The sequence below is a fragment of the Thermostichus sp. MS-CIW-30 genome, from assembly GCF_054058015.1.
In genome coordinates this window covers 173,286-184,746 of sequence record NZ_JBSRZW010000001.1, presented here as the reverse complement: position 1 = coordinate 184,746, position 11,461 = coordinate 173,286, and the positions used below count along the sequence as shown (strand labels likewise).

11 protein-coding genes are annotated in these 11,461 nt (G+C 57.7%); 7 read left to right on the top strand and 4 right to left on the bottom strand.

The features are described 5' to 3' along the window. Window positions 1-59: 59 nt before the first annotated feature. Window positions 60-335, bottom strand: a complete 276-nt coding sequence (locus tag ACVWXW_RS00875; RefSeq protein WP_414330610.1) for a DUF4404 family protein — start codon at window positions 333-335, stop codon at window positions 60-62. A gap of 175 nt (window positions 336-510) precedes the next feature. On the opposite strand from ACVWXW_RS00875, the gene ACVWXW_RS00870 reads away from it, so the two are divergent. The 5 genes from ACVWXW_RS00870 (at window position 511) to ACVWXW_RS00850 (ending at window position 4,939) form a co-directional block, all read left to right on the top strand. Then, window positions 511-855, top strand: a complete 345-nt coding sequence (locus ACVWXW_RS00870; RefSeq protein WP_457402239.1) for a hypothetical protein — start codon at window positions 511-513, stop codon at window positions 853-855. Between the two features lie 30 nt (window positions 856-885). Further along, a complete protein-coding gene (locus tag ACVWXW_RS00865; protein WP_457402237.1) occupies window positions 886-1,632 on the top strand; it encodes an SIMPL domain-containing protein in 747 nt (248 codons plus the stop codon). 624 nt (window positions 1,633-2,256) lie between these two features. Beyond that, window positions 2,257-3,435 carry a response regulator gene (locus ACVWXW_RS00860; protein WP_457402235.1) on the top strand — a complete coding sequence of 393 codons (1,179 nt, stop codon included), beginning with the start codon at window positions 2,257-2,259 and terminating at the stop codon, window positions 3,433-3,435. A 47-nt stretch (window positions 3,436-3,482) separates the two neighbouring features. Next, complete coding sequence (locus ACVWXW_RS00855; protein ID WP_457402232.1) at window positions 3,483-4,007, top strand: hypothetical protein; 525 nt, start codon at window positions 3,483-3,485, stop codon at window positions 4,005-4,007. Between the two features lie 65 nt (window positions 4,008-4,072). Further along, complete coding sequence (locus ACVWXW_RS00850) at window positions 4,073-4,939, top strand: shikimate dehydrogenase (RefSeq protein ID WP_414423693.1); 867 nt, start codon at window positions 4,073-4,075, stop codon at window positions 4,937-4,939. 63 nt (window positions 4,940-5,002) lie between these two features. Here the strand turns inward: ACVWXW_RS00850 and glnT are convergent, their stop codons facing one another. Beyond that, the gene (glnT, locus tag ACVWXW_RS00845) at window positions 5,003-6,301 is read right to left on the bottom strand and encodes a type III glutamate--ammonia ligase (RefSeq protein ID WP_457402231.1); all 1,299 of its coding nucleotides are present in this window, start codon (window positions 6,299-6,301) and stop codon (window positions 5,003-5,005) included. A gap of 282 nt (window positions 6,302-6,583) precedes the next feature. Here glnT and ribH point away from each other — a divergent pair, with 282 nt between their 5' ends. After that, window positions 6,584-7,168 (top strand): 6,7-dimethyl-8-ribityllumazine synthase, encoded by a 585-nt coding sequence (gene ribH / locus ACVWXW_RS00840; RefSeq protein WP_414330323.1) that lies wholly within the window; start codon window positions 6,584-6,586, stop codon window positions 7,166-7,168. On the opposite strand, the gene htpG is transcribed toward ribH, so the two are convergent. Both htpG and ACVWXW_RS00830 read right to left on the bottom strand, forming a co-directional pair. Next, window positions 7,162-9,021, bottom strand: a complete 1,860-nt coding sequence (gene htpG, locus ACVWXW_RS00835; protein WP_414344628.1) for a molecular chaperone HtpG — start codon at window positions 9,019-9,021, stop codon at window positions 7,162-7,164. The two genes, ribH and htpG, sit on opposite strands and share 7 nt — an antisense overlap. 107 nt (window positions 9,022-9,128) lie before the next feature. Then, the gene (locus tag ACVWXW_RS00830; RefSeq protein ID WP_457402229.1) at window positions 9,129-10,598 is read right to left on the bottom strand and encodes an LCP family protein; all 1,470 of its coding nucleotides are present in this window, start codon (window positions 10,596-10,598) and stop codon (window positions 9,129-9,131) included. On the opposite strand from ACVWXW_RS00830, the gene ACVWXW_RS00825 reads away from it, so the two are divergent. Then, complete coding sequence (locus tag ACVWXW_RS00825; protein ID WP_457402226.1) at window positions 10,597-11,334, top strand: 4'-phosphopantetheinyl transferase family protein; 738 nt, start codon at window positions 10,597-10,599, stop codon at window positions 11,332-11,334. The two genes, ACVWXW_RS00830 and ACVWXW_RS00825, sit on opposite strands and share 2 nt — an antisense overlap. Window positions 11,335-11,461: the final 127 nt, after the last annotated feature.

Here is an 11,461-nt window from a genome sequence, read left to right as displayed (position 1 = left end):
CATTACCAAGGCTAGCAAGCAAGGGAGCTTTCTGGTGAGCCCTTTTACCGACCATGAAACTACAAACCCATTCCCGCCAGCGTGTCGATCACCTGCTCCAGGATCAGGGTGAGGTTGGGATGGGAGGTCTCGAACAGGCCCAGCGCCTCTCCAATGCGATCCCTGGGGCCTTGGCTCGGTTTGCTCTCGGTCGGGGATCCCAGATCGGCCAGCACCGCCTCCACTTCCTGGCGAATGGCGGCAATTTGCTGTCGCTGCTTTTCATCCAAGCCAGGGGTTTTTTGCAGCTCAACATCCAGATCGTGCAGCAGTTGTCGCAGTTTCGATTCGGCCATTCTGTAAAGAGACCTTAACGACTTGAGAACCGATTGAGTTTTGACCACCCTGCCTCGATCATACGGCCTGATGGGTTGAAGCAGGGATCTCTTTGTCCAAGGTCTGAGGGCGGGTGAGGCGACGAAGGTGAACTTTGACCGCCGGGGATCCCAGCATTGGAGCAACCTTTGTAGGATGGGCGGTAGAGTCTATCCCCATGTCTGCCCTATGTCTGAGCTGGCATTGGCCCTAGTAGGGGCGGCTGTTGCTGCTGCCCTTTTCGTTGGGATTTTCGTCTGGGAACAAAGACGCAGCCAAGAATTGCTGCAGCGGTGGGCGGCAAAGCAGGGCTACTCCCTGTTGAGCCAGGAGGCACGGTACTGGCGGCTGGGGCCTTTTTCCGGGAGCACTTCCAAGTATCAACGGGTATTCCGTGTGCGGATACGGGATCCGTGGGGGCAAGAACGCACCGGCTGGGTGAGGTTAGGGAACTGGTGGCTGGGGCTTTTGTCGGATCAGGCTGAGGAGCGGTGGGAGTAGGCTGGGATTGAACCACAGAAGGGGAAAGCAATGAACGGGATCAGGGGTTGGAAAGGGCTGAAGGGGGTAGCGTGGCTGGGCCTGGTACTGGCGGTGGCCCTGTTGGGTTGGAACATAATCGCCGGAGGTGGAGCGATGGCCAGTCCCGCTGAGGGATCCCGAATGTTGACGGTTACAGGGCAGGGATCGGTCTCGGTGGAGAACTCCATTGCCCTCATTCGCTTGGGGGTGGTGATCCAGGGGGAGACGGCGCAATCGGTACAACAACAGGTGGCAGAACGCTCAGAGCGGCTGGTCAATCGCCTCAAGGAGCTGCAAGTAAGCGCTCTGCAAACCACCGGCATTTCCCTCTACCCGCAATACGACTACCGGGATGGCCAGCCTCGCCTAACGGGTGTGCAGGGGCAAAACAGTCTGCAATTCGAGGTGCCTGTGGCCAGAGCCGGGCAAGTGCTGGACGAAGCTGTGGCCGCCGGAGCCACCCAGGTGGAATCGGTCAGTTTCCGGGCCGATGAAGCCACCCTGTTGGAGGCGCGCAGCCGCGCCCTAACCCAAGCCGTGAAAGATGCCCAACGTCAAGCCCAGGATGTGCTGGGGGCCTTGAACCTGAGCATCCGCTCCGTCGAGCGCATCCAGATTCAGAGCGATGGCTACATGATCCCGCCGCCGATCCCCTTTGCCCGCGCCGACTATGCCCGTCTAGAAACGGCATCCACACCGGTGGAGGGGGGACAGCAAACCGTGCGCGCCCAAGTCACCCTCGAGCTCCGTTACTGAGCCTCTGCTCTGTTGCCTGGAATGATTCACAAATGTTCACCGCATGGATTTCAGCTCTCCCGCCAAAAGATTCCTACTCAGGGCAAGCCTTGGACAGCAACAGACACCGGCTCCGCAATGATCCGTCAATAATCCAATTACTTGGTTATGGTCATTCCAAACTAGATTGAGACACTCCCCAGGCGTTCCGCACTGCTGCCCAAGCGCTCCGTGCTGCCCAAGCGCTCCGTGCTGCTTCTGGAAACCACCCTCACCCCCAACCCCTCCCCCAGAAGGAGTCAGCCCTCACCCCCAACCCCTCTCCCTCTGGGAGAGGGGAGTTGGGAAGCGATGCAACAGAAATGTTTCATTCCTGTTTATTTAAATGACTATAATTTAACCAACTCGGCAAAGTTGAAGCGGCTGCTGTTTGCTACCGCATTAGAATAACGATGGAAAGTTGCGGGTAGTTTGCTTTCCCGGATTTTCTCGCCATCCTGCCTCAGTTTGTCTATGGATCCCAGACCGGAGAGCGCTAGTGCAGCTCCTGCGCCTGAGAAGGCGAAACTCGTCTCTGGCAGAAGTCAAGACGGCAGTCTGCAAGCCCGTGTACTGATTGTGGATGATAGCTACATGGTGGCAGAGATGCTGTCCAACTTTTTGGGCAAGCAGGGCTGCAGTATTTCTTATGCTTTGGATGGCCTCTCCGCGCTGGAGCAAATTCGCCGCCAACCCCCAGATCTGATCATTGCCGATTGGGTCATGCCCTCCCTGAACGGCCTAGACCTGTGCCGTCAACTGCGGCAACTGCCGGAATATGCTTGGGTGTACTACATCATTATGACTGCCCGCGAGGGCAACGATAGCATGGAGCGGGCTTTGGAGGCAGGCGCCGATGAGTTTCTTTCCAAACCCTTTCAGGCTGCAGAGCTGCTGACGCGGGTGCGGGCAGGGCTGCGCATTGTAGAAAGTCGCCGCCAGCAATATCTGCTCAAAACTGGGCAAAAATCTCCTCCCTCTCCCCCCAAGTCGATTGGTTTGGAGGTGGGTAACCGTCAGGATTTGGTGGCTCGTTTGCCGCTGCGGGTGGCCCAGGCCCGTGCCCAATCGGAACCCCTCAGCTTGTTTGTGCTGCGCTTGGCCAACCTCGGTTCTCTGGCACAAGAGCTGGAAGCCGACGGTCGGGGTGCTCTTCTCAAGCTGTTTAGAGAGCGCCTGGCCAATAACCTGCGCGATGGAGACGACCTGTTTTGCTACGACGAGGGGCAGTTTATCATTCTGCTGCCGGGGAGCACCTTGGCTGCTGCGCAAATGGCTGCCGAACGCTGCTGTCAGCGGATGATTCAGGATCCCTTTGTGGTGAATGGGCGGGCGCTGCCGGTGCAGCTCCAGTTTGGAGCGGCCAGCCTCATGGACAGCGATGATCCCAAGGGGGTGGCTCTGTTGCGTCGGGCTGCCCAGGCTATGCGAGATAGCAGGAATGTGCACAGCTCGGTGGTGACTGCTCCCCATCCCATCCCAGTTTCCGACCGCGTCAGCGGAACGGAGTCCTCAGAGCTGCTGAAACGCCTGCAGCGTCTGGAAAAAGAAAACGCCGAACTGCGCCGAGAGCTGGAGACTCGCCTCAGGCAGATTGAGGATCTCCGCCAACACCATCAAGAGCTGAGTCGAAAGATGCAGGCTCCTGCACCGGAACTGTCCACAGCGGGATCCCTGGCCCATAGACCCTTGCGCTTGCGGCGGCGAAAACTCCGGCAGCTTTGTCTGAAGCGTCAACTGAGCCGTAGAAGACCGCGCCTGGCCTTGGGGCGGCTGAGCAGGTAGTGATGGGCTGAGCGAACGGGAGAGACGGAAGGGAGGTGCAAAAGGCTATGATGGGCATTCTTCAGGGTCAAGTGGCCGGATCTGGGATCTGGAGACCGGCAGGAAGATGGTTCCTAAACAACATTGAGCTCATCTTGACGGCGGTAGGAATAGGGGTGATTCTGCTAAGTGGTTTTGTGGCCAGCCGCAGCGCTTTTAAGGACTCGGTCCCGCTGACGCGAACGGTGGAGATGGCAACGGCGGTCAGCGCCACTTTGGTAGGGGTCGTCCACGGGATCCTCTTTTGGCTGTTGCGACGGCGACAAAGATGGGTAAGGCAGGAGGCAATCCGACAGATTCGGGAAATGCTGGAAGATTTGGGCAAAAACCGCCTGCAAACCATCAAGATGAGCTTATACATGGTGCAGATCCATCAACCGGAGCAGGAAGAGCGAACCCGAAAAAGCTTTGACCGCGTTTATCAGATCCTGGCGGAGATGAGCACCTTGATCGACCACATTTCGGAAGAATCGTTGGCCGGCTGGCGCCATCGCTACCGGCAGACTCTGCAGCGGGTTGAGTCGGAGTCTTAGTAGTTTTTAAATCGTCTTTAAATCTTGAGTGGCTTAAGGGATCCCTTGAGGAGTTGGCTGAGCCGGTGGACGGTCGGATTTCGGGAAGTACCCAATTGCTCGGTCTAATCGGGGATCCGGTGGCCCACAGCTTATCCCCAGCCATGCACAATGCTGCTTTGGCAGCTATGGGGGAAAACTATTGCTATGTGCCGTTTCCGGTGGCTCCAAAACACTTGGCGGCGGCGGTGGCAGGGCTGGCGGCCATTGGGGTGCGGGGGTTTAATGTGACGATTCCTCACAAACAGGCCATTCTCCCTTTGCTCGATCAGATTGAATCGCGGGCAGCAGCGGTGGGGGCGGTGAATACGGTTTACCCCTTGCCAGAGGGCGGGTGGGCGGGCACCAATACCGATATCGATGGCTTTGTGCAGCCTTTGCTGGGTCTGGAAAAAGGGATCCCTACTCTCATTCTGGGATCCGGGGGGGCAGCGCGGGCGGCCATCCAAGGCTGTTTGGAGTTGGGGCTGGGGCCGGTGCGGGTGGCGGGGCGATCCCCCAACCCATTGCTGGCCTTGCAACAGACCTGGCCTCAGGTGGAGACGGTGAACTGGGCGGAGTTGAATTGCTACCTGTCTCAGACGCGGCTTTTGGTCAACACCACCCCCGTGGGCATGCACAAGCCGGGATCCCCTGGCGGTCAGGAGCTCTCTCCCCTGAGCCGGGAGCAACTGGGCCTGCTGTCTCCGGGTGCCATCGTCTACGACCTGATCTATGTGCCGGATCCCACTCCTCTGCTGCGGATGGCCGCCGAGTTGGGACATACCCCCATCAGTGGACTAGAGATGCTGGTTCACCAGGGGGCCAAGGCTCTATCGCTTTGGCTGGGAGGCAAGCCTGTGCCAGTAGAGGTGATGCGGCAGGCAGCTCAACACCAGTTGGCCCAGGTTTAGGGTCACTCCAGGCCAGTTGGAAGCCCTCTCTCAAGGTGTAATGAGATAACAACAACTACCGGGCTAGCAATCCAAGGTTGTTTCCCGCTCCCAGGGCGTGATCTGACGGTTGTATTCCTGCCACTGTTGGCGTTTGAGCTTGAGGTAGGCATTTACAAAGGGATCCCCAAGCCTGCTGCGGAACAGGGTGTTTTGGTCTAAATGGTTGAGGGCTTCGACCAGAGAGCCGGGCAACGTTGGGGCATTGGGGAGGGGATCGGTGTAGGCGTTGTTGTCACAGCGGGGGCCAGGATCCCGTTGGTGTTGGATCCCGTCCAGGCCGGCGGCAATGAGACCGGCAGCCAAAAGATAGGGATTGGCAGCAGCATCGGCCAAACGCAGTTCAAACCGCCCGGCATCCGGGATCCGAATGGCGTGGGTGCGATTATTGCCGCTGTAGCTGATCGTATTGGGAGACCAGGTGGCCCCAGAGAGGGTGACAGGGGCATTGAGGCGACGATAAGAATTGACCGTTGGGTTGGTGAGGGCACACAAAGCAGGCGCATGGTGCAGCACCCCGCCGATGAAGTGATAGGCCAGTTGAGAAAGCCCCAATTCCCCTTGGGGATCGGCGAATAGGTTTTGCTCCCCCTGCCAAAGAGAAATATGGGTGTGGCAGCCGTTGCCCGTCAGATGAGCAAAGGGTTTGGGCATAAAGGTGGCCCGGTAGCCATGCTTTTCGGCAATGCTTTTCACCATGTATTTGAAAAAGGCGTGGCGATCAGCCGTAACTAGGGCATCGTCAAACCGCCAGTTCATTTCAAATTGGCCGTTGGCATCTTCGTGATCGTTTTGATAGGGATCCCAGCCCAGCTTCTGCATGCCATCGCAGATGTCCCGGATCACCGAGAAACGCCGCATCAAACTTTGCTGGTCATAGCAGGGCTTGGCCTGCCGATCCCGCTCATCGGAAATGGCCCACTCTTCTGGCGACAGAAGCATGAACTCGCATTCGATCCCCGTCTTGACTTGAAAGCCCATAGCTTCTGCTTGGGACAACACCTTCTTCAATACCCAGCGGGGGGTTTGTGGCAAGGGATCCCCGTTGACCTGAATTAGATCGGCAGGCATCCAGGCCACTTCCGGCTGCCAGGGCAGTTGAAACAAGCGCTCGCGCTCCGGCTGGGCAAACACATCGGGGTCTGCAGGCGTCAAGTCCAACCAGGCAGCAAACCCGGCAAATCCAGCCTGACCCTCTGCCATGAAGTCGATAGCTGAGGCAGGCACCAGCTTGGCCCGTTGGATCCCAAACAGGTCGGTAAAAGAGAGCAGAAAGTAGCCGATCCCTTGGGCGCGGGCAATTTCAGAAAGCGGCTGTGTCATGCACCCAAGCTAGGTCTTGGCCTCAGGTAGAGATGTGTCTTTCCGCACAAAAATGAATCTTTATCAGAAGAGATGGCTAGGGAGACAAGCACCGCTTTTGAGTACCGAGGAGTGAGAAGGGAGGAGTGAGAAGTGAGGAGGAGGAGTCTCTTCTCTTCGCTCTTTCCTCTCTCCTCTCTCCTCTCTTCTCAATAGGCATGAAGGCCGCTCCCTTAGTGAATTAGGATGGGAAAGCGTGGTTTTCCGCTTGTTCTTCTGTTGGGTAGGTCTGGAGCAGCGCAGATGGCAGTTTACGAGGGCAATTTTGTTCAGACGGAGGATCTGCGTCTAGCCATCGTCATCGGTCGGTTTAACGACCTAATCACCGGCAAATTGTTAGAAGGGTGCCAGGACGCGCTGAAGCGGCATGGTGTGGATGTCGGCCCGGAGAGCAAGCAGGTGGACTACTACTGGGTGCCCGGCAGTTTTGAGGTGCCTTTGCTGGCCCACCAACTGGCCCAATCTCGCCGTTATGACGCCATCATCTGCCTGGGGGCAGTGATTCGCGGGCAAACTCCCCACTTCGACTATGTGGCGGCGGAGGTCTCCAAAGGCATTGCGGCGGCAGGATTTCGTACCGGCGTGCCGGTTATTTTCGGGATCATCACCGCCGATACCCTGCAGCAGGCTCTGGAGCGGGCCGGGGTCAAGAGCAACAAAGGTTGGGAATACGCCATGAGTGCCCTGGAGATGGCGACGCTGATGCGCCAAGTTGCCCCCGTGCTCCAAGGCAGCTACGGCCACAGCGGCAACGGGGCCGGATCCCGTCCGTCTCTGCCCGGTGGAGCGGAAGCCCTGCAGTCTACCCTGGACAGCGCTGCCTATTGAGGGCGGGTGAGGCGAGTCAGCACTTCGTTGGAGCGCTGCACAAAGGCCCGCGCGGCTGCTGGATCAAAGCTTTTCTGGGTAATCAAAGCCAAATCGTAGATATGATTGCAGATGAGGTGAACCAAGTCGGGATCCCGCCCCCGATCGGCAAGAGATTGCAGGTTTTGGATGAGGGGATGGGCCGTGTTCAGAACCAGGGTGTGCTCTTCCAGAAACTCCAGCGGCTTTTGCTGGATGACGGCGTTGAGCTCCTGCAGGCGCCGCAGCGTCTCCGGCAGCAAGATCATGGCCGGAACCGACTCCGATTTAAGGGCTTCTGCTTGGATCTGCAACTTGTCTTTGCCCAGGGCTTGTCGGAAGAGATCGATCAACTTTTGGCTGCGGGTTTTTTGCGTTACCGGGTCAACAATTTCGGCGGCTTTGTCTTTATCCACCAGCGTTTCATCCAGCTCAGAGTCCACCCGCTTAAATTGGATCCCTTCTTCTTTGTATTCCCGCTCCAAAAAGCTGCTGAAGTGGCTGTCGATCCAGCTATCCAGCATGATCACTTCCAGTCCTTGAGAGCGGTGGAGATCGATGTAGGCACTCTGGGCAGCCTCATCGGTGGCGTAGTAAACTCGCTTGTTTTGCTTGTCGCGGGTGCGCTCCAGGTACGCTTTCAGGGTCACATATTCGGGTTTGTCAGCAGGGGATCCGGCCACTCGGAAAATGAGAATATCCTTAATCTGGGCAAAGAACTTGTCGTTGTTCATCGCCCCAAACTTCATAAAGAGGCTGATGTCGGGCCAGACCTTGACGTATTTTTCGTAATCTTCCCTGTACAGTTCATTGAGACGATCCGCCACCTTTTTGGCAACGTGATCCCCAATGCGTCTTACGGTGCGGTCATTTTGCAAGAAGCTGCGAGAGACGTTGAGGGGAATATCCGGACTGTCGATGGCCCCCCGCAGAGGTAGGAGGAACTTGGGGATAACTTCCTCACAGTTATCTTGGACAAAGACTTGATTGCAGAACAGCTTGACTTGACCCTTGGTGGGATCAATATCCGGGCGCAACTTGGGGAAATAGAGGATCCCTTGCACGATGAAGGGATAGTCGGTGTTGATGTGTACCCAGAAGTGGGGATCCTCTTGGAAGGGGTAGAGGTAGCGATAAAACTCTAGGTAATCCTCATCTTTGAGTTCGGAAGGTGAAGTTCTCCACAGGGGCTTTTGCTTGTTGATCACTTCCCCGTTTAACTTGATGGGAACGGGGATGAAATCGCAGTATTTACGAACCAATTCCCGAATGCGGCTTGGCTCCAGGTATTCTTCGTTTTCGGGGGTGATGTAAAGGGTAACGGTGGTGCCGATGCTGGAGCGCTCAGAATCGGAGAGGGTAAAAGTAGTGGTGCCGTCACAAGCCCACTTCACCGGCGTGCTGCCGGGCCGATAGGAGAGGGTGTCGATCTCCACCCGCTGCGACACCATAAAAGAGGAGTAGAATCCTAGACCAAAGTGGCCAATGATTGCTTGCTCTGCGTCTTTGCCCTTGTACTTTTGAATGAACTCTTCAGCGCTGGAAAAAGCCACCTGGTTGATGTATTTTTTCACTTCCTCGGCAGTCATGCCAATGCCGTTATCGGCCACCGCTAAGGTCTTGGCCTCCTTGTTGAGGGCAATCGTAATCTCCGGCTCTGGGAGATCTGCCACTTCGCCGGCAAGGCTGGCCATCTTCAGCTTGGTGATGGCATCAGCAGCATTGGAGATCAGCTCCCGCAAGAAGATCTCTCGATCCGAGTAGAGAGACTGCTTGATGATGGGAAAGATGTTCTCGGTGTGGATGGTGATGGATCCCTGTTCCAGCACGGTCATAGGTGGCTCAGCACTCAAACAAGCTCAGTGCTAATCTACAGAGACCGAAAAGTCCCCGACAAGCAGGCTCTTTTTCGGAAATCCGCACTCGCAACCGAACCGGCTCTCTAGAGCTGAGCGGCTCCGGGCGGAGCTTGGGCTTGGCCGTTCCCATCAGTGGTGCGGAGCGCTTCATCCAAAGCAAGTTGTTGGGCCCAATCCTGGCCGACTCGAATGGTGACATCGGAGTTGAGAACGCCGGTGGACTCTACCCGCATCTCTCCTAGGCCGACGGCGGCGCGGATCTGTTTGGCTCCTTCGCGATCCCCGCTCTGGGCGAGGATCTCCGTTTGCTGCAGCACCTGGGTGCTGTCTTCCACAGCAAAAGCATGGACGTATCCTTGTCTCACCAATTCTTGCACCATACGGCGGGCCATCCCCGGCTCTCCGGTTGCGTTTTGCACGGCTATGCGCAGGCGGTGTGGAGGAATGCGGGCTACCTCTGCCTCCAGGCCAAAGTGGGAGACGGCCACCCGTCGGATCCCGGCTGGATCCGGCAGCCAGTAGCTGGTGGAAAATTCTCCCGGCTGACTGAAGCGGCCCGGCAACAGCACCAGGTCGATGCGATCGCCCCCAGAGGTGAGGACAAACTTGGCCAAGCTCAGAACCTCTTCCCAGGTGAGGTTGGTATCGAGGTTGGTGCGGATAACCTGCAAAATCTTTGGGATCCGCGGCCAGACAGCAGGGGAGAGCAGTTCCCGGCTCAGGGCCCGCAGCAATTCCTGTTGCCGTTGCACCCGACCGATATCCCCCAATCCCAGGTGATCGCGGCGAAAGCGGGCAAAGTGGTGGGCTTGTTCCCCGTTGAGGCGTTGCCAGCCGGGTTCCAGGTGGATAAACAACTGCTGGGTGTGATCTGCGTACTGCATCGGTTCCGGCACGTAGATTTCCACGCCGCCCACCGCATCGATCAGCTCTTCCAGAGCGTCGGTATTGAGGCGAATGTAGCGGTCAATCGGGATCCCACCCATCAAGTGGCTGACCACCTGGGCCGCCAGCGCCGGGCCCCCTGCCAAGTTGGCAGCATTGATCTTGGCCACACCAAAGCCAGGCAAGCGCACACGAGTGTCGCGGGGGATGGACAAAACGGTAATCCGCCGCGCCTGGGGATCAAAGCGGGCCAAGAGAATGGTGTCGCTGCGGGTGTGGAAGCGATCTCGCTCTGTGGGCAAGGGCAGGGTGGGATCCGGGTTGTCCGTGCCGAGAATGAGGATATGCAACGAGCGATCCAGAGCCGCAGCCCGTAAGGCATCGGGACGGAAGGCTTCTTGTTCTGCAGGTGTGAGGGAAGTTGGGATCACCTGACGGGGCAACATCACGGCCAGGAGGGCACCGGCAGAACCCGCCAACACAGCCGTGAACCCCAACAACAGCCAGAGGATCCCCTGACGAATGGCCTGCTGACGAGCTGCGCGGACACGGTCAGGACGGGGGGGATAGTGGAAGGAGGGCATCAGGTCAGACCAGGTCTCGCGAGCGCGTACAGGAAAGGGTGTACTGTCTGGGTGGTGTTGCCAACTCCACCAATTCAAGGCCATGTTACCCTATCCTCAGTTTTCAGAGTTGTCTGGATCCAACTTCAGCGAGGTAGCAGTCGCCACAGGGGGATCCCTGCAGCCGTTGTCGGGAAAGTCAGAGGTGCATCTTTGGCTGCAGACAGTCCCCCCGTTGGAGAAGTTGCTCCCCCAGCTCGGCCTTCTTTCCCCTGAAGAATGTCGGCGGGCAGAGCGTTTACAACTGCCGGCAGATCGGCGCCGCTTTCTGGCCGGTCGTCTTGGGTTGCGGAGCTTGCTCAGCCGCTACAGCGGCATTCCGCCCCAGGGGATCCCCCTCGACCACAGTTCTACCGGCAAACCCTACTGGCGGGATCCACCCCTGCCGCTGCAGTTTAACCTCAGCCACTCCCACGAGCGCGTCCTGATCGGCCTGAGATGGCAATACCGCATTGGAGTGGATCTGGAATGGGTTCGACCTGTGCTCCGCTGGCAGCGCATCGCCCAACGCTACTTTTCGGCTGCCGAGCAAGTCCGTTTGGCCAACTGTCCAGCTCCAGAGCGGGATGCCCTCTTCTTCCAAATGTGGACACAAAAGGAGGCGCTCCTGAAGGGAACAGGCAGGGGTCTGGCCGGCTCTGCAGCTTTGGGCGAGGACTCCCGCTGGGTGACCTTACCGCTTCAGGTTGCCGGTGGCTACGCCGCTGCGGTAGCCCTTGAAATAAGGAAAGACGGAGAGGAAGCCCCAGCCGTGCAGCTCTACGAGGATGTGGATGGCTAGACAGGGCAGAAGGGAATCAAAACCTCTCCGCCTAGAGATGCTATCTTGAATTTCCAGGCTACTCGCAGAGGAGTGAGAAGGGAGGAGTGAGAAGTGAGAAGGAGAAATCTCTTCTCTTTGCTCTTTT

What these genes read in the sequence shown, in the direction of transcription:
- ACVWXW_RS00855 (WP_457402232.1), top strand. Translation starts at nt 3,483, where the DNA reads ATGATGGGCATTCTTCAGGGTCAAGTGGCCGGATCTGGGATCTGGAGA.
- ACVWXW_RS00865 (WP_457402237.1), top strand. Translation starts at nt 886, where the DNA reads ATGAACGGGATCAGGGGTTGGAAAGGGCTGAAGGGGGTAGCGTGGCTG.
- ACVWXW_RS00860 (WP_457402235.1), top strand. Translation starts at nt 2,257, where the DNA reads ATGCTGTCCAACTTTTTGGGCAAGCAGGGCTGCAGTATTTCTTATGCT.
- ACVWXW_RS00830 (WP_457402229.1), bottom strand. Translation starts at nt 10,598, where the DNA reads ATGGCCTTGAATTGGTGGAGTTGGCAACACCACCCAGACAGTACACCC.
- htpG (WP_414344628.1), bottom strand. Translation starts at nt 9,021, where the DNA reads ATGACCGTGCTGGAACAGGGATCCATCACCATCCACACCGAGAACATC.
- ACVWXW_RS00825 (WP_457402226.1), top strand. Translation starts at nt 10,597, where the DNA reads ATGTTACCCTATCCTCAGTTTTCAGAGTTGTCTGGATCCAACTTCAGC.
- ACVWXW_RS00870 (WP_457402239.1), top strand. Translation starts at nt 511, where the DNA reads ATGGGCGGTAGAGTCTATCCCCATGTCTGCCCTATGTCTGAGCTGGCA.
- ACVWXW_RS00875 (WP_414330610.1), bottom strand. Translation starts at nt 335, where the DNA reads ATGGCCGAATCGAAACTGCGACAACTGCTGCACGATCTGGATGTTGAG.
- glnT (WP_457402231.1), bottom strand. Translation starts at nt 6,301, where the DNA reads ATGACACAGCCGCTTTCTGAAATTGCCCGCGCCCAAGGGATCGGCTAC.
- ribH (WP_414330323.1), top strand. Translation starts at nt 6,584, where the DNA reads ATGGCAGTTTACGAGGGCAATTTTGTTCAGACGGAGGATCTGCGTCTA.